Annotated in this window: 23 protein-coding genes; 10 read left to right on the top strand and 13 right to left on the bottom strand. The window is 35.9% G+C overall.

Features of this window, described 5'->3' with window-relative positions; translation table 11 throughout:
- Positions 1-17: 17 nt before the first annotated feature.
- From EGI05_RS13250 to EGI05_RS13240, 3 genes are all read left to right on the top strand, one after another.
- Positions 18-722 (top strand): hypothetical protein, encoded by a 705-nt coding sequence (locus EGI05_RS13250; protein ID WP_123263524.1) that lies wholly within the window; start codon positions 18-20, stop codon positions 720-722.
- Between the two features lie 165 nt (positions 723-887).
- Positions 888-2,348: an IMP dehydrogenase gene (gene guaB, locus EGI05_RS13245; protein ID WP_123263523.1), complete on the top strand. Its 1,461-nt coding sequence runs from the start codon at positions 888-890 to the stop codon at positions 2,346-2,348.
- A gap of 161 nt (positions 2,349-2,509) precedes the next feature.
- A complete protein-coding gene (locus EGI05_RS13240) occupies positions 2,510-4,378 on the top strand; it encodes a GEVED domain-containing protein (protein WP_123263522.1) in 1,869 nt (622 codons plus the stop codon).
- Positions 4,379-4,428: 50 nt separating this feature from the next.
- Here EGI05_RS13240 and EGI05_RS13235 read toward each other — a convergent pair whose 3' ends face one another.
- The 4 genes from EGI05_RS13235 to EGI05_RS13220 form a co-directional block, all read right to left on the bottom strand.
- Positions 4,429-4,626, bottom strand: a complete 198-nt coding sequence (locus tag EGI05_RS13235; RefSeq protein WP_123263521.1) for a KTSC domain-containing protein — start codon at positions 4,624-4,626, stop codon at positions 4,429-4,431.
- 74 nt (positions 4,627-4,700) lie between these two features.
- Positions 4,701-5,390, bottom strand: coding sequence for a T9SS type A sorting domain-containing protein (locus tag EGI05_RS13230; RefSeq protein WP_123263520.1), 690 nt, complete (start codon positions 5,388-5,390; stop codon positions 4,701-4,703).
- A 5-nt stretch (positions 5,391-5,395) separates the two neighbouring features.
- Positions 5,396-5,986, bottom strand: coding sequence for a phage tail protein (locus tag EGI05_RS13225; protein ID WP_123263519.1), 591 nt, complete (start codon positions 5,984-5,986; stop codon positions 5,396-5,398).
- Between the two features lie 102 nt (positions 5,987-6,088).
- The gene (locus tag EGI05_RS13220; protein WP_123263518.1) at positions 6,089-7,159 is read right to left on the bottom strand and encodes a DUF4407 domain-containing protein; all 1,071 of its coding nucleotides are present in this window, start codon (positions 7,157-7,159) and stop codon (positions 6,089-6,091) included.
- Between the two features lie 348 nt (positions 7,160-7,507).
- Here EGI05_RS13220 and EGI05_RS13215 point away from each other — a divergent pair, with 348 nt between their 5' ends.
- A complete protein-coding gene (locus EGI05_RS13215; RefSeq protein ID WP_134197487.1) occupies positions 7,508-7,918 on the top strand; it encodes a hypothetical protein in 411 nt (136 codons plus the stop codon).
- A 19-nt stretch (positions 7,919-7,937) separates the two neighbouring features.
- Here EGI05_RS13215 and ruvC read toward each other — a convergent pair whose 3' ends face one another.
- Entirely contained in the window at positions 7,938-8,492 is a 555-nt protein-coding gene (gene ruvC, locus EGI05_RS13210) for a crossover junction endodeoxyribonuclease RuvC (protein WP_123263516.1), read from the bottom strand.
- Positions 8,493-8,594: 102 nt separating this feature from the next.
- Between ruvC and EGI05_RS13205 the strand changes: the two genes are divergently transcribed.
- Both EGI05_RS13205 and EGI05_RS13200 read left to right on the top strand, forming a co-directional pair.
- Complete coding sequence (locus tag EGI05_RS13205; RefSeq protein ID WP_123263515.1) at positions 8,595-9,080, top strand: hypothetical protein; 486 nt, start codon at positions 8,595-8,597, stop codon at positions 9,078-9,080.
- 2 nt (positions 9,081-9,082) lie between these two features.
- Positions 9,083-10,444 (top strand): T9SS type A sorting domain-containing protein, encoded by a 1,362-nt coding sequence (locus tag EGI05_RS13200; RefSeq protein WP_123263514.1) that lies wholly within the window; start codon positions 9,083-9,085, stop codon positions 10,442-10,444.
- A gap of 35 nt (positions 10,445-10,479) precedes the next feature.
- Here the strand turns inward: EGI05_RS13200 and EGI05_RS13195 are convergent, their stop codons facing one another.
- The 4 genes from EGI05_RS13195 to EGI05_RS13180 all read right to left on the bottom strand — a co-directional run bounded on the left by EGI05_RS13195 (position 10,480) and on the right by EGI05_RS13180 (position 16,446).
- The gene (locus EGI05_RS13195) at positions 10,480-11,016 is read right to left on the bottom strand and encodes a 2'-5' RNA ligase family protein (protein ID WP_123263513.1); all 537 of its coding nucleotides are present in this window, start codon (positions 11,014-11,016) and stop codon (positions 10,480-10,482) included.
- A gap of 9 nt (positions 11,017-11,025) precedes the next feature.
- The gene (locus tag EGI05_RS13190; RefSeq protein WP_123263549.1) at positions 11,026-12,162 is read right to left on the bottom strand and encodes a serine hydrolase domain-containing protein; all 1,137 of its coding nucleotides are present in this window, start codon (positions 12,160-12,162) and stop codon (positions 11,026-11,028) included.
- A 149-nt stretch (positions 12,163-12,311) separates the two neighbouring features.
- A complete protein-coding gene (locus EGI05_RS13185; RefSeq protein WP_123263512.1) occupies positions 12,312-13,022 on the bottom strand; it encodes a Dph6-related ATP pyrophosphatase in 711 nt (236 codons plus the stop codon).
- A 76-nt stretch (positions 13,023-13,098) separates the two neighbouring features.
- Entirely contained in the window at positions 13,099-16,446 is a 3,348-nt protein-coding gene (locus EGI05_RS13180; RefSeq protein WP_123263511.1) for a methylmalonyl-CoA mutase family protein, read from the bottom strand.
- 218 nt (positions 16,447-16,664) lie between these two features.
- On the opposite strand from EGI05_RS13180, the gene EGI05_RS13175 reads away from it, so the two are divergent.
- Positions 16,665-16,997, top strand: coding sequence for a hypothetical protein (locus tag EGI05_RS13175; RefSeq protein WP_123263510.1), 333 nt, complete (start codon positions 16,665-16,667; stop codon positions 16,995-16,997).
- On the opposite strand, the gene EGI05_RS13170 is transcribed toward EGI05_RS13175, so the two are convergent.
- Positions 16,994-18,103, bottom strand: coding sequence for a DUF3667 domain-containing protein (locus tag EGI05_RS13170; protein WP_123263509.1), 1,110 nt, complete (start codon positions 18,101-18,103; stop codon positions 16,994-16,996). The two genes, EGI05_RS13175 and EGI05_RS13170, sit on opposite strands and share 4 nt — an antisense overlap.
- Before the next feature lie 266 nt (positions 18,104-18,369).
- Here EGI05_RS13170 and rplM point away from each other — a divergent pair, with 266 nt between their 5' ends.
- The 3 genes from rplM (at position 18,370) to rpsB (ending at position 20,182) form a co-directional block, all read left to right on the top strand.
- Positions 18,370-18,825 (top strand): 50S ribosomal protein L13, encoded by a 456-nt coding sequence (gene rplM / locus EGI05_RS13165; RefSeq protein ID WP_121459797.1) that lies wholly within the window; start codon positions 18,370-18,372, stop codon positions 18,823-18,825.
- A 5-nt stretch (positions 18,826-18,830) separates the two neighbouring features.
- Positions 18,831-19,217: a 30S ribosomal protein S9 gene (gene rpsI / locus EGI05_RS13160; protein WP_076443917.1), complete on the top strand. Its 387-nt coding sequence runs from the start codon at positions 18,831-18,833 to the stop codon at positions 19,215-19,217.
- A gap of 203 nt (positions 19,218-19,420) precedes the next feature.
- Positions 19,421-20,182 carry a 30S ribosomal protein S2 gene (gene rpsB / locus EGI05_RS13155; RefSeq protein ID WP_123263508.1) on the top strand — a complete coding sequence of 254 codons (762 nt, stop codon included), beginning with the start codon at positions 19,421-19,423 and terminating at the stop codon, positions 20,180-20,182.
- 66 nt (positions 20,183-20,248) lie between these two features.
- On the opposite strand, the gene EGI05_RS13150 is transcribed toward rpsB, so the two are convergent.
- The 3 genes from EGI05_RS13150 to EGI05_RS13140 all read right to left on the bottom strand — a co-directional run bounded on the left by EGI05_RS13150 (position 20,249) and on the right by EGI05_RS13140 (position 21,678).
- Entirely contained in the window at positions 20,249-20,428 is a 180-nt protein-coding gene (locus tag EGI05_RS13150) for a bacteriocin-like protein (protein ID WP_123263507.1), read from the bottom strand.
- 107 nt (positions 20,429-20,535) lie between these two features.
- A complete protein-coding gene (locus tag EGI05_RS13145) occupies positions 20,536-20,994 on the bottom strand; it encodes a DUF6759 domain-containing protein (RefSeq protein ID WP_123263548.1) in 459 nt (152 codons plus the stop codon).
- Between the two features lie 33 nt (positions 20,995-21,027).
- Positions 21,028-21,678 (bottom strand): DUF6759 domain-containing protein, encoded by a 651-nt coding sequence (locus tag EGI05_RS13140; protein ID WP_123263506.1) that lies wholly within the window; start codon positions 21,676-21,678, stop codon positions 21,028-21,030.
- Positions 21,679-21,723 lie beyond the last annotated feature (45 nt).

Raw genomic sequence — 21,723 nt, 5'->3', positions numbered from 1 at the left:
ACCAATACTATTTTAATATGGAAAAGTTGATCAAAGAGGTACGTATCCTTAAAGCTTATGCTATTTCTCTTACGGTTGTATGTATCTTGTTTTTTATCCTGGCATTTAAAAACCAGACTTCACGGCAGCGTTTTGAAGAAATTGATGTTGAACGCATCAATGTTATTGAAAAAGACGGAACCCTGAAAATGGTAATCAGCAATAAAAAACGGCAGCACCCCGGATTGGCCAACCATAAAGAATTTAAGCCCAGGGAAAGAGAAGCCGGATTGATTTTCTTTAATTCATTAGGAGACGAATGTGGAGGACTTATATATGATGCTGATGAAAGCGGATCGGGAATGGTATATTCCGTTGATCAAAGAAATACAGATCAGATCATGCAGTTGCAATATATGGAAAGTACAGGAAAGGAAAAGAACAGGACTTATGGATTAAAGCTTTGGGACAGACCTGATGATTTCCCGCTGGAAGCTATGATCAGGTTTGAGGACTCTCTAAAAAAGCTTAACGATCCCGTAGCATCCAAAAAAGCTTACGCTAAATTAAGAGAACAAGGAAAGCTCACTAATGAACGTTTTTTTGCAGGTAAGACAGCAAACGGTGATGTAGGACTTTTTATAAAAGATACGAAAGGACGTGTAAGATTAAAAATATATGTAGATAAAAATAATCAGACCCACATTGAAAACCTCGATGAAAATGGGAAGCTGATTCAATAACCATAACGACAGTAACTTCATATACTAAATTATTTTGTACAAGAACCGTTTCTGATTCAGGAACGGTTTTTCGATTTAAGTTATTGATTATTAAATTTTATGTAAACTATTAAAAAGAATTTTCATATCTCATCAAAATAGCCTAATTTTGCAAAGAAAGTAAAGATGTCTATTCATAACAAAATTGTAGAGACAGCCATCACTTTCGATGACGTTCTTCTAGTCCCTTCTTACTCAGAAGTTTTACCTAACCAGGTTTCATTAAAATCAAGACTTACCGACAAAATCACGCTGAATGTTCCGATAGTTTCTGCTGCAATGGACACAGTTACTGAAGCAGATTTGGCAATTGCCCTGGCAAGAGTCGGAGGTTTAGGTTTCATTCACAAAAATATGCCGATTGCGGAACAGGCTGCACAGGTAAACCGCGTAAAACGCTCAGAAAACGGAATGATTTCTGATCCTGTTACCCTTTCCAAAGATCATACTTTAGGACAAGCTAAAGAGATGATGGCAAAATATAAAATTTCCGGTCTTCCGGTAGTAGATCCAGATAATGTTTTAATCGGAATTATTACCAACAGAGATGTAAAATATCAGGAAAACCTTGATATGAAAGTGGAGGAGATCATGACGAAGGAAAATTTGATCACTTCGGATAAAGATACCAACCTTGAAAAAGCAAAAGAAATCCTTCTTAAAAACAGAGTTGAAAAACTTCCTATCGTTGATAAAGAAAACAAACTGGTTGGCCTGATTACAATTAAAGATATTGACAATCAATTAGAATATCCAAATGCTAACAAAGATCAGAACGGAAGACTTATCGTTGGAGCCGGAGTTGGTGTAGGAGAAGATACTTTAGATAGAATAGCAGCATTAGTTAAGGCAGGTGTAGATATCATCGGTATCGATTCAGCTCACGGGCATTCTAAAGGAGTACTGGATAAAATTGCTGAGATCAGAAAAGCTTATCCTGATTTAGATATCGTTGGAGGAAATATTGTAACGGCAGAAGCGGCAAAAGACCTGATCAAAGCAGGAGCAAATGTTCTTAAAGTAGGAGTTGGTCCTGGATCGATCTGTACTACAAGGGTTGTTGCCGGAGTAGGAGTTCCTCAGCTATCAGCCATTTATAATGTATATGAATACGCTCAATCTAAAAATGTAGCGGTGATTGCAGATGGTGGGATTAAGCTTTCAGGAGATATTGTAAAAGCAATTGCCAGCGGAGCAGGTGCAGTAATGCTGGGTTCTCTTTTAGCAGGAACAGATGAGGCGCCAGGTGAAGAGATTATCTTCCAAGGAAGAAAATTCAAATCTTACCAGGGAATGGGAAGTCTTTCTGCGATGAAGAGAGGAGGTAAAGAGAGATATTTCCAGAGTGAGGCTAAAAAATTCGTTCCGGAAGGCATCGAAGGTAGAGTACCACATAAAGGAAAGCTAGAAGATGTGATCTTCCAATTAACAGGTGGTTTAAGAGCCGGAATGGGATATTGTGGGGCAAAAGATATCGAAACTCTACAGAAAGATACCAAAATGGTAAGAATTACGGGAAGCGGATTAAAAGAATCTCACCCACATGATGTAATCATTACACAGGAAGCCCCGAATTATTCTTTATAATAAACAGAAAAATATATCTAAAGCCCACAGAATTCTGTGGGCTTTTTTATTTCAATCTATTTAAAGTTTTTTTTAATATACATAAAATTTCTTAAAAAAATGATTTATTTCTAATTTTAAGCATAAAAAGAATTAGATTTGCAGGTTAAAAATAAGTTTAAATGAAAAGATTGATTTTTATTGGTTTCTGTTTGCTGAGTATAATAGGATATGCACAGCAAAGAGAGTGGATTTGTGGATTTGATAATGTGCAACAGCAGTATCAAAGAACAAACAATGATATTGAAGATATCATATATAAAATTCGTAACAAAATTTTAAGACAAGGAGAAAATTCTACGGGTAATATAGGTTTTAATAAAACGGTTGCCGGGATTTATGAAATTCCTGTAGTAGTACACGTAATAGTTCCTACTGGTTCAGCAGTGGGCTCAGCTTATAATAAAACAGATGCCCAAATCCAGGCGTGGTTAGATCGTTGCAATCAAATGTATGCAGGAACATATCAATGGTCCCAGGGGGTGCCTGCTGATTTTGGTACGGCAGCAACAATGCCAATTAAATTAGTATTGGCAAAAAGAGATCCGAGTTGTAATCCAACTACTGGTATTGTAAGGTATAATGGCGGAACGATTTCAGGATATGATACTTATGGAGTAAAGCAGGCATCTGCGAATGGAGTTACCACTAGCCAGGTAAAAACTATTGCACCTCACTGGCCTGAAAATTCTTATTTTAATATTTATATTGTAAATAAGATTGACGGAGGTGCTCAATATGGTATTATGGGATGGGCAGGTCTTCCTCAAAACCCGGATTCATCGTTCGAATCATTCATGAAGTCCTTTGTTGTAACACTTCAGGATGATGTTACTCTAGCTCATGAATTCGGTCACGCAATGGGGCTTCTTCATACTTTCGGAAATGCTAATTCAAGTCCACCTGCGGGAACTACCTCTACAACATATTGCCCTACACAACCCAATAATAACTGTAATAGAGATGATGACGGAGTTTGTGATACGGAGAGATCAAGAAGTTTATTAAGTGACTATCCTACTCCTACCAATAATGATATGAACTACTGTACCGGAGTTAACTATCAGGGCGTGCAGTATAATATGATGAATTATTCTAATCCGATCGCATTCAAATTTACGAATGGTCAGAATGAGAGAGCCGCTTTATACTTTTTCTTAATGAAAGGAGGACTTAGTACTTCATTAGGTGCTACAGCCCCTTCTGCTACAACTCCAATAGGAACTCCTATTCCTGCTAGTTGTAATCCTAGTGGTGTAAATAGTCCGAATAACTATTTTGTGGGACCTACTTTAGTGAAGCTTGGAAATATAAACAATGCTTCAACAGGTTATTGGCAGAATAATGCCAATTTTTATGAAGATTTTACGGGAACGAGTTGTCTTAGAGCTACATCTACTGAACTTTCAATAACAGGTACTCATAATCTTAAGGTTAATGTGTCGGATTCAGGGAATGAAGTAAGAGCATGGATTGATTTTAATAACAATGGAACTTTTGAAGCTTCTGAACTTGTTGGTTCAGCGGATAATATTGTTGCAGATCCTATTACATTAATTGGTACTTTCAATACTACATTTACGGCTCCTGCCAATACAGTACTTAATACTCCTTTAAGGATGAGAGTAATTGTAGATGATGATAATATAAATATTACACCTTGTGGGCAATTGGAATACGGCCAGGCTGAAGATTATACGGTTAAATTTGTAACTTCTTTAGGAACTAATGATGTTAAAGCAGATAATGATGATTTAGTCATCTATCCGAACCCAGCTACAAGCGGAGAAAAAATATTTATCAAAGCTAAGAACGGAAAAGATCTTAAAGTTTCAATTTCTGATATGTCTGGAAGATTAATAGGAACTCCTTCTGTAACTAATGAAGGAAATGGAACATATAGAGTAAATCAGACTCTTGAAAGCGGAGTTTATATGATTCAGGTTTCTAACGGTAAGACTAATAAAACTTCAAAAATTATTATTAAATAATAACATATAATAAAAATACAAGAAAGCTCACAGAATTCTGTGGGCTTTTTTTATTCAACCTTTCGGAACTTGAATCCGGGTTTAATGACTTTATTTAAGAATTTACCCTTAGATTGGGCTGCACGGAAATTGTCCAGAATTTTCTGAGGTACATTCAGATAGTCATACACTGCTCCTGACTGATATATAATACGCAATATTTCAGTTTCAGGGAAATACAAATAATGATGTATGACAGATGATGGCATACCAAATAAATGCAAAAAATATTCCTTACAATAAAACAGCTTTCGGAACCGAAAGCTGTTTTAAATATTAGATTTTATTTTTTCACAAATTTAAATTCATAGGTATTCGAATCTTTCGTGATAATTTTTAAAACATACATTCCTGAAGAAAGTTGGGAAACATGTATTTTTTCTTCAAAAATTTCAGATAAAACTAACTGTCCGGAAATATTGTAAATCTGAATCAGTCTGCCGTTATCTATGCCTGAAATAGTGACGAAATCAGAAACAGGATTAGGGAAAATACGAATCTTTCTTTTTATAGCTTCAGATATAGCAAGAGTTGTCGTATGTACATCTCCCGTCATTGTGGAATTGGCGGCCGTGAGATTTCCTCCACAACCTCCTCCTTGTTGGGTGAAAGCCGTGTTTTCTACCCATGTTCCAACAGTATTACTTGGTGGATTAGGAGCGGTATTATTTCCGGTGGAATTGTAATAAACCAGAGAAGGGGCCGTAAAAGTACCATATCCTTCGTCAGCCAGAAACTCCCATCTTGTGAGGGTATTATTCCATTGGAGCTTAAATTCGCAGGTTCCGAGCCCGCTACAGCTCTGCCCGTCTATAGGTGTTGTGATGTAAATATTCTTTCCATAACTATCTACTCCGGTCTTATTAAAAGTATAGGTCTGGTTATCGAATATATTGTAACACCCTTTAAATGTTATGGTTTGTGCAAAAACAACACTTCCAAAAACCATGCATAATAAGTATAATGGTTTCATAGCTATTAATTAAAGGATGGGAAAATACCTTGTAAAGCAATAATACATCGCAATGTAACAAACGGAGGTCTGTTTTCATGTGGCTGGCTTCCTCCTGTAGGAGAAATCATAGTACTTTTCATCGTAGTATTTGTTGCTGCATCAGAATATTCTTTATCCAGTCCTTTAGTATCGGCAGGAAGATTATTCGTAGGTGAATTCTGGTTTCCCTCAGCTGTTACTGCGGTAACGGTATGGGTGTGTGCAGGCATTTGTTGTGTTGTGAGAGTAACACTTTCTGAGCCGCCTATTTCCCCAATTACATAAGGAGATAATCCTGGTCCCTGCCCTTGAGAAATAATTACTCTTCCTCGCATATCCGGTAAAGCAAAATTGGTGGTTCCGTTTCCGCCATACGTTGTTCCTAAAAGTGCAAAAAGAGCTTGATTCTGTGCAATAGGTAATAGTTGTCCATTACAATCTGCCCAACCATTTGGAGCTTTATTGTAAGGTACAAAGGCAATTTGTCCAAGGAATGGCTCAGAGGCTTGTGCATGTAAAGCTGATGCAAATACACTGCAGATCAGCAGTGTATAGGCTAAGAATATTTTTTTCATGATAGTTAGTTTAGGTACTACTAAGTTAAAAAATATTTAAGTTATAAAATAAAAAAACCTTTCAGAATTAACTGAAAGGTTGATTATGTTATGATATGTTTTTTAATTTTTGAGATTGTTTTTAAAATCTTCAATTCGGAAGTCAGTTAAGGCATTACCTTTTTCAATTTTTTCTTTTGAATAAAGACGGAAATCATTTTCTGTTTTTTCTAGAAGATAATCATAAGGTCCTATGGACGAAATAAGTTTGACCAAAACCGGGGAAATTTCAAGACAAATAAATAAGCCCATAATAAAAGCCGCCGCTAATCCTATAATGGCAGAATTTTTCCCCAATTCATCCAAAGCCTGTAATCTGGCTGCAAATCCATTAAATTTATCTTCGAAAGTTTCTGTTGATTTTCTTTCCGTTTCAAGATTGGTATACACCTTGGAAATCTCTTTATCTAAATATTCTAACCTTGGAGCTGACTGTTTTTGGAAATTCTCCAAATCCTGTCTTCTTTGCTCCTTAAGCTCCTGCTTACGCTTGGCATTCGGTCCGAAACCTTCTTTTCCACTCGTTAGTCCCGATTTTTTTCCTAAAATTTCTTTTTCAAGTTCTACAGAGGCGGAATCATACGATTTTTGATATTGAGCTATTTTATCTGAAATTTGCTTTTTCTCGGTTTCAAATGGCCCGCTTTGCTGCAGGATCCTGCCATTCATTTCTCCCTGAAGCTGTTTTTTATTTCTCTGGATAATAGTATTCAGCTGTTTATTCACCTCCTTCTCAAATATTTTAAGCTCAAGAGGCTTGGAAATGATAATTCCCAAAAAAGTTGCCAGCACCAACCTTGGAATCGCCATTAAAACCTGATTCCACCAGGTCCCGGTTTTTTTTATTGAAGAAACAATATAACGGTCAAGATTAAAAATCATTAATCCCCATAAAATCCCGAAACCGACTGATGCCCAAATATTATCGAATACGGTATACATCGCATAGCCTGCGGAAAGTGTAGCAAAAACAGCCGTAAAAAGAACAATTCCTCCGATTCCCGCAAACTTGTTCCATTCACTCGGTGTTTTCCTTAAAATATGGATGTTTCCTCCGGAGCAAACCAGCAGAAACTTCTGAAACCAATTCATAGAATGATTTACCTGATTTATAGTTTGTTGATTACTTTTCATACCTGAAAATTTATACAAAAGTAGTACTAAAAATCGTACCATTGTTAAAGATAGTATTATGTTTTGCCAAGTAAGTGGGCGTATTTGTTTAAATAATTGATAATCAATGATTTTAATTTTGATTTAAAAATGGAATTTCAATTTTCCAATATTTTTATGATTTGTAATTTGAGACGACCAATCAGTACAGTTTTCCTGTTAATGTTTTGATTCATACATTTGATATAATTTTTATTCAATAACCCTAAATCGTAAATTTATGGAGTTTATATGCTGTTGTAATTCAGTTTCTTATCATTTATTTAAATAATCTTATCTTTAAATATCCAATAATAAAATATTTGAGTTATGAGAAATATAATAAGACTTTCCATGGTTGCTGCTTTGTTATTTTTCTTTTCTTGTAAAAAAGAAAAAACAATAGATATGGAACTTAAAGAAGCAGCTGCAAGTATGAATAAACTTACACCGCAGACTCTTAATGATATGATCCGCTTAGACAGTGTTTCTTCAGAACCTGATAAAATTTTTAAATATAATTATACCTTATTGGGAGATGTAAAAGAGAATGTGTCTGAAGAACAGATCAATGATTTTAAAAAAGAAGCTAAGCAGGAGGCTATCAACGCTATTAAAACATCTGCTGATATGCAGGAGTTCAGAGACAACGATGTAACGCTGAAATATATCTATTATGATAAAAACGGTAAGCTTACCGCTGATTTTTCCGTTGTCCCTTCAGAATATAAAACTAAATAATTAGAGAAGTCCGGATCCGTTATTTTATTCGATCCGGATTTTGTTTTAAGAAGCTTTCCCAACCGGAAAAAGATTTAGACCCGGCAATTACTCCTGAATTGAAATGGTGACATACAGCCACGGCTAAACCATCGGATGCATCCAAATATTTTGTAGGAAATTCCTTTAGGTTCAAAAGATTCTGAAGCATTCCAGCAACTTGTTCTTTACTTGCGTTCCCATTTCCTGTGATCGCCATTTTTATTTTTTTCGGAGAATATTCGGTGATAGGAATATTTCTATATAAGCTTGCCGCCATTGCAACTCCTTGTGCCCGTCCTAATTTCAACATACTTTGTACATTTTTTCCATAAAACGGAGCTTCCAGTGCTACTTCATCAGGATGGAACTCATCAATTAAAGCCAGGGTTTTATCAAAAATATATTTAAGTTTGGTTTCATGATTAGGATATTTTTTTAGCAAAAGCTCATGAATGGAAACCATCTCCATTTTCCCTTTTTTAATGGAAATAATACCAAAACCCATTACTGTGGTTCCCGGATCTATTCCTAATATTATCTTCTCTGAAATCATTGGTTCAAAGATATGACTTTCCCGATTCATTTGAGAGTGAAAAAAATGATAAAATGAATCTTATTTTTAGAAAAAACTTCTTAACTTCAAGAAAAAAATAACATGAAAAATTTATTAAGCTTTTTTATTCTTCCTGTTTTTGTGTTAGGTAATTTGCTGCCATTTAATCATTTAAGTGGAAGCCGTGGAATGGGAACCGAAAACCGGCTTGAAAAAGATAACCAGATTGTGTATCTTTTTTTTAAGGTGGAAAAAGATAATTCCGGAATGGAAAAAATAACGTTTCAGGGTAAAAAAATGTCACCCGGAAAACTCAAGCTTGAATCCACTTTTGACAGAGGTTCAGCGAGTATAGGAGATTATATTATTTCTTTGAATGATTCAGGAGGGAAAGAAATCGGAAAGCAATTGGTGAAAAATCCTTTGAATCCTGAAATGGAGATTTATGAAGATGGAATCAGCAGAAATAAAGTTGTTCTCCAAAATGCCGAATTCAGTATCAGATATTCGCACGGAAATGTTGCAGTGGTAAAAATTGAAAAATTAACCAAAGAAGGAACCCAATTACTATTCACACAAAAACTATAATCATGAGAAAAACTATATTTTGTTTACTGATCAGCAGCCTTTGCTTCTCTCAAACTTTTGAGACGGTAGCTCTTTTACAAAACGGGACGAATGATAAGAGGATTAATATTGCGGTGTTAGGAGATGGATTTACAGCCGCACAATTACCAAATTTTGTCACGTCCGCACAAAATACTGTCAATTATCTCTTTACCAAAAGCCCTTATACGGAATATAAAAATTACTTTAATGCATATGCCATCAAGGTGATCTCTAATGAAACGGGCGTAAAACATCCAGGAACTGCTACGGATGTTGCAGAACCTGTAATTCCGGTTACCAATCCGAATAATTATTTAGGGTCAAGTTTTGATTTCGGAGTTCACAGATGTATTTATAGCAATACAACTAATACAGTGGCACAAGTGCTTGCAGCTAATGTCCCCGATTATGATATTACCTATATTCTTGGAAATTCCACAGAGTATGGAGGATGTGGAGGAACATATGCTTTTGCCTCTTTAAATGCGTCTTCTAATGAAATTGTGGTCCATGAATTGGGACACTCTTTCGGGAAACTTGCGGACGAATATTGGTTCTCCGGGTCTGGAGAATCAGCTAATAAAACCCAGAATTCAAATCCGGCGACTATCAAATGGAAGAATTGGTTAGGAGCCAATAATGTGGGAATTTATCCGCATGCAGAAAGCCCAACATGGTTCCGCCCGCATCAGAGTTGTGAGATGAGGTATCTTAATCAACAGTTCTGCTCCGTATGTAAGGAAGCTATTATTGAAAAAATACATGCGTTGGTATCTCCTGTGGATTCTTTTACTCCGGCCAACAGCAGTACTGTGAATGCTAATGCTAATGTTACCTTTACAGTGAATGAAATATTACCAATTCCAAATACTTTAGTGAACACCTGGACTCTCAATGGGACCACTCTTGCAGGAACTGGAAATTCAATCACAATTACCCCGGCTCAGTTGAATACTGGAAATAATACACTGCTTTTTTCAGTAACGGATAATAATCCCTTATTGTTGGTAAATAATCACAGTACAGTCCATTTTACCAATGTAACCTGGACATTGAATAAATCCAGTCTTGGGACTTCCGAGATCAAAGCAGAAGAAAGAAGATTCAGTATTTACCCGAATCCGAGTGACGGGGAGTTTTACATCAAAGGAAAACAGGATTTTGCAAAGAATGTGAAAGTGAACCTGTATGACGGATCAGGAAAGCTAATCCCTATAAAATTTGATGTGAAAGATTCATCAACGTTATTTATAGATATTCATCATTTAGCACCGGGAACTTATACAGTAGGTGTAACGGAAAATAAAGAACTCATTATTTCTCATAAAATTGTTAAAGAATAATGTAAAAAGAAAATCGGCTTTAAGCCGATTTTCTTTTATGGGGTAAATGAGTGCCCCGTTAATTTTTTCTCAGCAATCGGCATCCACTTTCCTTCATGGCGGAGCAGTAATATTCTATCAACTAAAAATTTAGTTTTATACTCTTTGCTTTGGTAATTTTCCATCGCCTTTACATAATTTTCAAAGGTCAGGTCTCTGTAACCTATCGTCATATGTGGATTGAAAGAATATGTTCCAAATTTGAACTGCTGCTTCACTCTGTTGTAAAGATCTTTCAGCGGTTCACTGGTTTCAGGTTTGATATACAGTACAGGATTTTTATTGGGAAATCCGCCAAAACCATCAAGAGTGATTTCAAATGGAGGAATATGAGTATCGATTTTCTGGAAAGCTACAAGAATATCATTCTCCAGTTCGATCTCCCTTGAAAAAGGAGGAAATAATGTGATGTGCGCTTCGTTTTTTAACGCTTTGGAATTATTATAATTCACCGCTAAATCTGTTTTAAAAACTTTTACTTCGTCAATAATAGATTGCGGAGGATAGATGGCAATGAAATATAATTTTGTCATGAGATAAAGTTACAAAGATTGTTTTTTATCAACCTTCAAATCTTTTCTCAAACTGATTACCGTGTTTTCGACAGCATCCGTAATTTTCTTTATTTCCACATACGGCTTGAAGGCATTTCCTTTTTCTTCATCCGCAATATTGGATAAGATGATCACTGAGGTTTTTTCTTCAGGATAATAGATATTCAGGGAAGGCGAACCTTTTACATATCCGCTGTGAAAATAAGCAGTTGGCTGTCCCATATTCATCATGATTCCGTAGCCGTATCCCATTTTACCAAATATCGGGTGGCGTCTTTCAGCACTTTTAGAAACAAATTTTTGAAAGGTTTCCGGCTTTAGTATTTTTCCGCCGTAAAGAGCATGATTCCATCTATATAGATCCTGAATCCCTGAAAGAATGCCTCCTGCGGGAATTCCAATCTCTTTATTACCTAATCTTTTAGGCATATTCTGTATTTTTTCAAACTTTTTTGCGTTCCCGATATAGGCGCCTGCAAAATCGGCTCCTTCAAAAGTAGTACCTGTATATGAATGATCCATGCCTGCTTTTTTGAAAAGTTCCATTACATTTTCATCATAGCTCTTCCCAGAAGTTTTTTCTACGATTTTACCTAAAGTATTAAATCCGTCATTGGAGTAAAAAAATTCTGATCCACTTTTAAACATAAGCTTTCCGCCAAGAGTATTGAGCCCGGAAGTATGATTGAGAAGCTGATGGATGGTAATGTTTTCATATTCTTTGGTCTGAAATTCTTTGATATAGGTTGAAACTTTATCATCCGGTTTCAATTTTCCCTGTTCCATCTGAAGAAGAATAAGAACGGCTGTAAATTGTTTGCTTACAGAACCGATGGCAAAAATGGTATTCTCATCAATTTTAGTCTTTTTATTAAAATCGGAATAGCCGTTTGATTTCCGGTATAATTCAACAGAGTCTTTAAAAACAGTAACACTCCCATTGAAGTCATACTTTTTGAAAACAGAATCGATCTGCTGTTCTAGCAGTTTTTTTTCAAAAGCGGTGATAGTAGAGTCTATGATTGCTTTTTTGTCAACAGGATTAGGTTTAACTTCATTTTTACATGATAATACTCCAACGAAGAGAAAAAATAGAAGAAAAAAAGAGAGTGTTTTGTTTGCCATTGGGAGCTGGAAATTTTTAATCAGATTCATTTGTTATATCAAAAATATAAAAAACCTCTTAATTTTACTTAAGAGGTTTCATAATATAAAGAAAAAAATTAATGCTGTTTTACAAAAGCTAAATATTGGTTTTCATCTTTTGTGAAAGTCTATTTTGAAATTAGGTCGCAAAACCAGAAAACATATTCTTCCTCCTCTGTATTATTGTCTGTTTTTGGTTTTGGGTATGTTTTCTTTACAATTTCTCCTATTTCAAACTGAACAGGTTTCTTAAAAATAGGACCATCAAAAGTAAAGGTGTGAAATTCTCCGTTTTCTCCGCAAGGATCAACAGTTGAAGGTAAATCGGTAATGAAATCTTTATCAATGATTCTTCCCGCGAAGCTTTTATCAAGATATGTTTCATTCACGCAGGTAACAATGGTTTTAAATCCAAGGTCTAAAAATTCATGGATGAGCCCTGTTGTATCTTGCTTCCAAAGCGGGAAAACAGCTTTCATTCCAATGGATTGTAATTGTTCTTCACGGTAAGCACGCAAATCTTCCAGAAAAATATCTCCAAAAACGGAATGAGTGATTCCCTGAGATTGTATTGAAGTCATTGTATTACCCATGATTTTACGATATTCTTCCATGGATGGTTCTTTTGGAAGCGCCATTTTAATCAAAGGAATTCCCAAACTTGCTGCTTGCTGCTCCAAAAGCGAAACGTGAACACCATGCATGGAAATTCGCTGATATTCTTTATTGATACTCGTAAGCAGGGAAGTGATCTCAAGATTGTTTTCTTGCATTATTTTATAAAGAGCCAGTGCCGAATCTTTTCCGCTACTCCAGTTAAATATCGCTTTTGGTTTCATGTGACAAACATAAATATTTAAAATAAAAACCTCAAAGGAATTTCTTTGAGGTTAATTTATAATGTTTTAGTATAGATTACATATTTCTTCGGTACTTACCGCCTACTTCAAATAAAGCATTGGTAATTTGTCCTAAAGAACAATATTTCACGGCATCCATCATTACTTCAAATAAGTTTTGCTGGTTAATGGCTGCATGCTGAAGTTTTTTTAGAGCCTGTTCAGATTTTCCTTCATTCGCTTTTTGGAAGTTGTGGAGGGTATCGATCTGGGCCTGTTTTTCTTCCTCCGTAGAACGGATAACTTCTCCTGGAAGTACAGTTGGTGAACCATCTTTTCCTAAGAATGTATTCACCCCAATAATCGGGTATTCTCCAGTGTGCTTCAACCATTCATAATGCATGGATTCTTCCTGGATTTTAGAACGTTGATACATGGTTTCCATCGCTCCAAGAACACCGCCTCTTTCTGTAATTCTGTCGAATTCCGCATACACTGCTTCTTCCACAAGATCCGTTAATTCTTCAATGATAAAAGAACCTTGAAGCGGATTTTCATTTTTAGCCAATCCTAATTCTTTGTTGATGATCAGCTGGATCGCCATTGCTCTTCTTACAGATTCTTCTGTAGGTGTAGTGATCGCTTCATCATAAGCATTGGTGTGAAGCGAGTTACAGTTGTCATAAATGGCATACAATGCCTGAAGCGTGGTTCTGATATCATTGAAATCAATTTCCTGAGCATGAAGAGAACGTCCGGAAGTCTGGATGTGGTATTTCAACATCTGGCTTCTTTCGTCTGCTCCGTATTTATGCTTCATTGCTTTTGCCCAGATTCTTCTTGCCACACGTCCAATTACTGAATATTCAGGGTCGATACCATTGGAGAAAAAGAATGATAAGTTAGGAGCAAAATCATTGATATCCATTCCTCTGCTTAGGTAATATTCCACATAGGTGAAACCGTTTGCCAAAGTGAATGCCAACTGAGAAACAGGATTGGCTCCGGCTTCAGCAATATGATATCCGGAAATAGAAACAGAGTAGAAGTTTCTTACTTTTTCCTTGATGAAATATTCCTGAACGTCACCCATCAAACGAAGGGCAAATTCAGTAGAGAAGATACAGGTATTCTGAGCCTGGTCTTCTTTTAAAATATCTGCCTGAACGGTACCGCGAACTGTTGCAATGGTTTTAGCTTTAATTTCAGCATAGACATCCGCAGGAATGATTTCATCTCCTGTAATTCCCAATAATTTCAGTCCTAAACCATTATTGGAAGGTGGAAGTTCTCCGTTATATCTTGGTCTTTCCAGTCCCTTATCGTCAAACTTTTCCTTAAGCTTAGCTTCAACCTTAGCCTCAAGATTATTTTCGGCAATATATTTTTCAACGTTTTGATCAATGGCTGCATTCATGAAGAAGGCCAATAACATCGGAGCTGGTCCGTTAATTGTCATGGAAACGGAAGTCAGAGCGTTTACCAGATCAAATCCTGAATACAATTTTTTAGCATCATCTAAAGTGGCAATAGAAACACCCGCATTCCCAATTTTTCCATAAATATCTGGTGGTAAAGCAGGATCCTGTCCGTATAATGTTACAGAGTCGAACGCCGTGGATAAACGTTTTGCAGGCATCTCGGCAGAAACATAGTGGAACCTTCTGTTGGTTCTTTCAGGGCCTCCTTCTCCGGCAAACATCCTTGTCGGATCTTCCCCTGTTCTTTTGAAAGGATAAATTCCAGCTGTATATGGGAAGCTTCCCGGTAGGTTTTCCTGGCCTTTCCATTTAATCAGGTCTCCCCAATCATTATATTTAGGTAAAGCAATTTTAGGAATTCTTAAATGAGATAAAGATTCCGTTGAGGTTTCCACTTTGATTTCTTTTCCACGAACGAAATAAGAATAAAACTCAGAATGGAATGCTTTTTTAGTATCCTCCCAGTTGGTAAGGAAGTCGATATTTTCCTGTTGAAGCTCTTTTTCTGCTTTTTGATATTCAGCCTCCAGAATTTCTCCCGAAATAATATTTTTTACTCCCTGAATATGATACATTTTTCTTGCTAATTCGGCCTGTTTTTCAACGTTTGCATCATACTGTTTGTTGTTTTCAACAATTTCTGACAGGTAACGAACTCTTTTGGGAGGAATGATAGTTACTTCCTCATTGATTTCCTGTTCAACAAAGTTTTGCAGATGTAATTCCGGGAACTTCTCGTTAACTTTTGAAACCAATCTGTTGTAAAGTTCAGTAGTTCCGTGATCATTGAACTGAGAAGCTTTTGTTGCATACACCGGCATGTCCTCCAATTGACTTTCCCATAAAAGATGATTTCTCTGGAATTGTTTTCTTACAGCCTGTAGGGCATCTAAAGCGCCACGTTTATCAGATTTGTTTAAAGCAACCAAGTCTGCATAATCAAGCATGTCGATTTTTTCCAGCTGAGTGGAAGCTCCATATTCAGGAGTCATCACATACATGGAAACATCCGCAAAATCAGAAACCTCTGAACCGGATTGCCCGATCCCTGAAGTTTCAAGAATGATCACATCCGGGTGAGCCAGTTTCAAAACATTCAGCGCGGAATGAATGAAAGGGGATACAGAGACATTATTTTCTCTTGTAGCCATCGAACGCATATAAACCCTTGGATCATTGATCGCGTTCATACGGATTCTGTCTCCTAATAATGCACCTCCTGTTTTCTTTTTGGAAGGGTCAATAGAAATAATGGCAATTTTTTTATCAGTGTTAGAACGTAAAAAACGTCTTACCAATTCATCGGTTAATGAAGATTTTCCCGCTCCACCCGTACCGGTGATACCGATGATCGGGATATTCAAATCTTTCGATTTTTCATCAATAGCTTTTACCAACTCAGGCTTTTCGTCTGAGAAGTTTTCTACAGCTGAAATGATTTGAGCAATGCTTGTAGGGTTTTCAAATTGAATTGAATCCAGATCTTTTGCAGTAACATCTTGTCCTGTTGCAAAATCTGATCTTTGAACTAGGTCATCAATCATTCCCTGAAGACCTAATTCTCTTCCATCATCCGGAGAATAAATTCTGTCGATACCATAAGACATCAGGTCTTTGATCTCTTCAGGCAGGATTACACCACCTCCGCCACCAAAGATTTTAATCTGTGGGGAGTTTTTTTCTCTCAGAAGATCATAAATGTATTTGAAATATTCATTGTGTCCACCTTGATATGAAGTTAAGGCAATGGCATTGGCGTCTTCCTGAATAGCTGTGTTTACAACTTCCTCTGCTGATTTATCGTGCCCAAGATGGATCACTTCGCATCCTGTTCCCTGGATTACACGACGCATGATATTGATGGCAGCATCATGACCGTCAAATAACGATGCCGCTGTTACAATTCTTACTTTGTTTTTAGGAGTATATTTTTGGGTTTCCATAAAAAATCTAGAAAATTTCTGAATTCCCAAATATAACAATAAAATAGTAACCTTTGGTTTGTATTTAAATCAATGGTTTTTAAATATTTACATGGATTGAATTAAATCAATGTTTGTCTTTTTTGAGTTGGAGGGTTGAAGAGTTGAGTTGTTTGAGTTGGTTCAGATTTCAAATTCTCAAATTAAAATTTCTACTTTTGCATCACAATATATAAGGTATGAAAAAGGCATTGCTCTATTTTGCGTTGGGAACAGTTGTTAGTTTTTTGATTAATTATTTTTTTTACAGTTCAAAAAATATCGGACTTGATATTTATTACGCGATCGCTTTTGGTTTTGCCTGGGGAATGGCTTATTATTTAGATACTCCCAATTTCACATTACCTCAAAAATTAGGATTGTCATTTGTAGCCATGGGAATTTTAGTTCTCATTGGAACGTTGATTTTCAATCTTGAATTAGCGATTCCTTCCGTTCTGAAATTTTCAACGGTTTTTGTGGCATATTATTTAATTGCGAGTTTCAGAGCGAATAAAACGCTTCGTGATTAATGCATTGTCATAAAGCTTACATAGAGCAATATCAGGAACATAATCAATACTCCAAAAGTATTGATAAGGAAAAGAATCGAGCCTTTGAAAATACTTGTTCTTTTTCTTGTTTCGTATACGCTATGATGGGCAATAAAGAAATAGATGCACATATATATTGTTGCTACGAAATATATAAATATAGAAAGTAGAGTAAACATTCCAAAATCAGGTAATAAGGCCATCAGTTCCGATAGTAAAATAAAGATCAATGTTCCTAATAGAAGGAATGAGAAGTAATGCAGGGTAAAGATGCCATGATCAAAATACCACCATCTTTTCTTGTTGTGGAACAGCCATAAGAAAAAGGCGAATACAGGAAGGTATATGAATAAAGCCTTTGGAAGGGTATGTAAAAAAGTATTGGTGAACCGGTCAAAGATTTCATCCTGACTGAGTCCTTTTTCCTGTAAGTAGAATATTTTTTTAGCAAATGGTCTGAAATAGCTATAAACGGCCTTGTTGTTGTTTTTATGAGAAATGGAATCAAATTGCTTCATGGTTTTCGCTCCGAGGACGCCTATTTTTCCATCTGCTGTTTCGTCTATTACATCGGTTTCAATATCATTTCCATTGACCTGTGTGAGTTTCAGGTCTTTGCTGGTTTTGGGTTTCTTTGCTTTTAATTGCGCTTCCTTAAGTCCCTGCGTTAAACTGTCTGTAAACTGGGCAATCTGTTCTTTCTTCTTTTCTTTTTCAATTTCCTGGGAAGCATGTGTTTTTTTGCTGTCATTATTCATTTCCTCTTCGGAGCCTGAAAACAGGGAAGGAAGGAAAAAAGTGATGAAACTTATGAAAATATATAATTTTACGGGAGCCACATACAGCTGTCTTTTTCCTGCAAGATATTCTTTGGTTAATTTTCCCGGACGGAATAATAAGTATTTGATGGTTTTCCAGAACTGTCCGTCGTAATGCGTAAAATCTTCAATGAAATGAGTGAAAAGATAGTGGAACGGCTGTTTAGGCTCTACGTTTTCCTGACCGCAATGAGGGCAGAATCTTTCCTCTACGACATGTCCGCAGTTAAGACATGTCTTATCTTCTCGTATTTTTCCGTGGCTCATAGTTTTATAAAGATTTGAAGCAAATATAATTATTTCATGAAAAAAATGGGATTTTTGAGATTAAATTAATTTAAATTTTATCATTACATTATCATATGAATAAAATGGGGTCGTGAGGGCGGTTATATAGATGAAGACTATTAAAAACAAGCAAGATAGCCTGGATTCAAGAGATAAAATAAAATATGTTTTCCTATTCCAAAAATTATTTATACCTTTGCACACCCTTTTAGGGGAAAATTATGTTTAATCTTTAACTAAAACGTGTGAATACATTAAGTTACAAAACTGTTTCAGCGAACAAAGCTACTGCTAATAAAGAATGGGTTGTGGTAGACGCTGAAGGACAACCGTTGGGAAGACTGGCTTCTACGGTTGCAAAGATTTTGAGAGGTAAGCACAAGACGAACTTTACACCTCACGTAGATTGTGGTGATAACGTTATCGTTTTGAACGCTGGGAAAGTTACTCTTTCCGGAAACAAGTGGGCTGACAAGACTTACATCTGGCATACAGGATATCCTGGAGGTCAAAAGTCTATGACTGCTGCTGAACTTCAAAAGAAAGATTCTTTAAAAGTATTGGAAAAATCTGTAAAAGGAATGCTTCCAAAAAACAGATTAGGATCTGCATTGCTTAAAAACCTTTATTTATATGAAGGAACTGAGCACAAGCATGAAGCTCAACAGCCTAAAACAATTAATGTTAACGAATTTAAATAATTAATATGTCTATAGTTCACAAAATCGGAAGAAGAAAAACTTCTGTAGCAAGAGTTTATGTAAAGCCAGGAACTGGTAACATTACAGTAAACGGTAAAGATGCTAAGGAATATTTCTCTACAGACGTTATGGTTTACAAATTGAACCAACCGTTTATCCTTTCTGAAACTGTTGGTCAGTATGACGTTACCGTAAACGTATTCGGTGGTGGAAATACAGGTCAGGCAGAAGCTATCAGATTAGGTATTTCAAGAGCTTTATGCGAAATCAACGCTGAGTTCAGATTAGCATTGAAGCCTGCTGGTTTACTTACAAGAGACGCTAGAATGGTTGAAAGAAAGAAACCAGGTCAGAAGAAAGCAAGAAAGAGATTCCAGTTCTCTAAACGTTAAGAATAGCGGTAAGCTTAAAGCAATATGCGATAAGCTATTTGAAAAACTTATTAAAATTTTTAACCCGCTTGAAGCTTTCAGCTTAATGCCTAGAGCCTAAAGCAAAAAATTGCCCGTTACGTTTAGCATCCAAACGCTTCTCCCATCTAAAGAAGTTGTTGATTGTTTAAAAGACGGAAAGTAAACTAACAAAAACAGAAAACATGGCAAAAGCAAATGTAAAAGACCTTTTAGAGGCTGGTGTACACTTCGGTCACATGACGAGAAAGTGGAATCCAAATATGGCTCCATACATTTTTATGGAGAAAAACGGTATTCACATTGTAGACTTACATAAAACAGCAGTTAAATTGGATGAAGCTTGTAACGCTTTAGAAAAATTAACTTCTGCAGGTAAAAAAGTTCTTTTCGTAGCTACTAAGAAGCAGGCGAAAGAAGTAGTGGCAAAACACGCTTCTGAACTTAATATGCCTTATATTACAGAAAGATGGCCAGGTGGTATGTTAACGAACTTCGTTACGATCAGAAAGGCTGTTAAAAAAATGAACTCCATCGATAAAATGAAAAAAGATGGTACGTTCGAGACTTTATCTAAAAAAGAAAGACTTCAGGTAGACAGACAAAGAGCTAACCTTGAGAAGAACTTAGGTTCTATCGCTGACATGGTTAGGCTTCCATCTGCTGTATTTGTAGTTGATATCTTAAGAGAACACATCGCAGTAACTGAAGCTAAGAAATTAGGTATTCCAGTTTTTGGTATCGTTGATACGAACTCTGATCCTAGAAAAGTAGACTTCGTTATCCCAGGAAACGATGATGCTTCTAAGTCTATCGATATGATTTTAAGCGTTGTTGCTGAATCTATCAAAGAAGGACAGTCTCAAAGAAAAGCTGATAAAGAAAAATCTAAAGAAGAAGGAGAAAAAGTATCTGCTGATACAGATGCTGATTTCGATGCTGAATAATCAATGATTTTCTTTTAAATAAAAAAACCGCTAAATTTATTTAGCGGTTTTTTGTTTTTACTTATTTTAGGGACATTTTACAAAAGTAATATCCGGATTACCCGGATCCTGATATACTACCCCGATTCTGCAAACACCACCGCAGCATATTTCTCCGGTTTCTAAATTGCAGCCGTCTAGGCAGCTTCTATATCCTCCTTTAATTGTTCTTAGCTCATTTCTTGAGACTTTCTTTAAATTTTTCATAGTATTTAATTTTGTAATTAATGATTGTTATTCAAAAGTAACAAAATATTCGTTATATCACACATCTTTGATAAATGTATTGACTATGAAATTTTTCTCTGAGTTTTTTAATTAGAAAGTGTTATGTGATAAGAGCTTGTAATGAATTTTGTTTTTTGATACACCGAATTACAAACCATCCCGGAGAAGTTGTAGTTTTGGTTTTTCAAAACCATGGCACTTCCGATTTTATTGGCCCCAATGGGGATTTTTTTGAAATAATTAGTACCACTTATAGTTAGAACCATATTACAACGGGAATTATTTTCAACCGTAATCGATGTTTTTGGGCTGTCTGAAGAATCATTCAACAGATCTGTCAGGACTTCCGCTGTTTCCGGCTTATAGGTCTTTATTAAAGCCTGATATTCTCTTTCCACCTGTGATGCGGAAGTATTTCTGCTCCCTGTATTCGCCGATGGGGGAGAGGGCTTTCTCTCCGGATACTTTTTATTATAGTTTATGCTTCCACAACTATCCATTAGTAATGCAATAATAGCTAAGGAAAAAGGAAGTAGCTTTTTCATATTCATACTTTGTTAAACGGGAATACGATCTTTTTATTTTTTTCCCAGAATAGTTTTGTTTCCTATTGGAGCAGGATTGCTAATTGTTAAGATAATACTTTTTTTAATATCTTTTTTCGAAGAGTATAAAACATCACAAACATTGCTGGTTAAAACATATGCTCCTTTATTAATCACCATGAAATTTTCACCTTTGGCAGGAACCGCCATATTGTAAAAGTCTTTTCCATGAATTCTCACTACTAAATTACAATCAGAATGATTTTTAAATAAAATAATCACTTCTTTGCTGCTGATGTCTTCATTAAACATGGCATTCAGAAGTTTTACTGTTTTTTCCTTATGCTCTTTTGATGTGGCAGTGATAAGATGTTTAAATTCTTCCGCTTCTGCTGAATTTGAATTTCTCATAGTATTGATGGGAATCTCCGAAATAACAGGCCTTGCCTCCATTGGCTTGGCATCTTTTTTACCTTTTGTCCACTCCAGGTTTTTCAACGCGATTAATTTAGGTTTTAAAACCGTTCTTCTGGGATCTTCCGGATGGGAGGTTTTCAGGAATCTTTCGATTTCTTGAATATCTTTGCTTTCAAGAATGTTTTTGGAGTTTTTTGAAATATTGGTGTTGGTATTGCATGAATTTAATATGAATACTAATGAAATAATAAGGGAACTTTTTTTCATGAATAATGTTTTTTAATAAATAAAGAATCATTTTTATTTGTGTTT

Origin of the sequence: Chryseobacterium daecheongense (assembly GCF_003729955.1) — a bacterium.
Lineage (GTDB): Bacteria > Bacteroidota > Bacteroidia > Flavobacteriales > Weeksellaceae > Chryseobacterium > Chryseobacterium daecheongense.
This window is presented reverse-complemented; position numbering and strand designations above follow the sequence as displayed.

Coding starts and splice junctions, on each gene's coding strand:
- EGI05_RS13140 (WP_123263506.1), bottom strand. CDS start 21,678: ATGAAAAAAAGTTCCCTTATTATTTCATTAGTATTCATATTAAATTCA.
- EGI05_RS13150 (WP_123263507.1), bottom strand. CDS start 20,428: ATGAAAAATTTAAAGAAAGTCTCAAGAAATGAGCTAAGAACAATTAAA.
- EGI05_RS13200 (WP_123263514.1), top strand. CDS start 9,083: ATGAGAAAAACTATATTTTGTTTACTGATCAGCAGCCTTTGCTTCTCT.
- EGI05_RS13145 (WP_123263548.1), bottom strand. CDS start 20,994: ATGAAAAAGCTACTTCCTTTTTCCTTAGCTATTATTGCATTACTAATG.
- EGI05_RS13185 (WP_123263512.1), bottom strand. CDS start 13,022: ATGAAACCAAAAGCGATATTTAACTGGAGTAGCGGAAAAGATTCGGCA.
- guaB (WP_123263523.1), top strand. CDS start 888: ATGTCTATTCATAACAAAATTGTAGAGACAGCCATCACTTTCGATGAC.
- rpsB (WP_123263508.1), top strand. CDS start 19,421: ATGGCAAAAGCAAATGTAAAAGACCTTTTAGAGGCTGGTGTACACTTC.
- EGI05_RS13215 (WP_134197487.1), top strand. CDS start 7,508: ATGAGAAATATAATAAGACTTTCCATGGTTGCTGCTTTGTTATTTTTC.
- EGI05_RS13240 (WP_123263522.1), top strand. CDS start 2,510: ATGAAAAGATTGATTTTTATTGGTTTCTGTTTGCTGAGTATAATAGGA.
- EGI05_RS13180 (WP_123263511.1), bottom strand. CDS start 16,446: ATGGAAACCCAAAAATATACTCCTAAAAACAAAGTAAGAATTGTAACA.
- EGI05_RS13250 (WP_123263524.1), top strand. CDS start 18: ATGGAAAAGTTGATCAAAGAGGTACGTATCCTTAAAGCTTATGCTATT.
- EGI05_RS13170 (WP_123263509.1), bottom strand. CDS start 18,103: ATGAGCCACGGAAAAATACGAGAAGATAAGACATGTCTTAACTGCGGA.
- rpsI (WP_076443917.1), top strand. CDS start 18,831: ATGTCTATAGTTCACAAAATCGGAAGAAGAAAAACTTCTGTAGCAAGA.
- EGI05_RS13190 (WP_123263549.1), bottom strand. CDS start 12,162: ATGGCAAACAAAACACTCTCTTTTTTTCTTCTATTTTTTCTCTTCGTT.
- EGI05_RS13195 (WP_123263513.1), bottom strand. CDS start 11,016: ATGACAAAATTATATTTCATTGCCATCTATCCTCCGCAATCTATTATT.
- EGI05_RS13175 (WP_123263510.1), top strand. CDS start 16,665: ATGAAAAAGGCATTGCTCTATTTTGCGTTGGGAACAGTTGTTAGTTTT.
- EGI05_RS13205 (WP_123263515.1), top strand. CDS start 8,595: ATGAAAAATTTATTAAGCTTTTTTATTCTTCCTGTTTTTGTGTTAGGT.
- EGI05_RS13235 (WP_123263521.1), bottom strand. CDS start 4,626: ATGCCATCATCTGTCATACATCATTATTTGTATTTCCCTGAAACTGAA.
- EGI05_RS13225 (WP_123263519.1), bottom strand. CDS start 5,986: ATGAAAAAAATATTCTTAGCCTATACACTGCTGATCTGCAGTGTATTT.
- EGI05_RS13220 (WP_123263518.1), bottom strand. CDS start 7,159: ATGAAAAGTAATCAACAAACTATAAATCAGGTAAATCATTCTATGAAT.
- EGI05_RS13230 (WP_123263520.1), bottom strand. CDS start 5,390: ATGAAACCATTATACTTATTATGCATGGTTTTTGGAAGTGTTGTTTTT.
- ruvC (WP_123263516.1), bottom strand. CDS start 8,492: ATGATTTCAGAGAAGATAATATTAGGAATAGATCCGGGAACCACAGTA.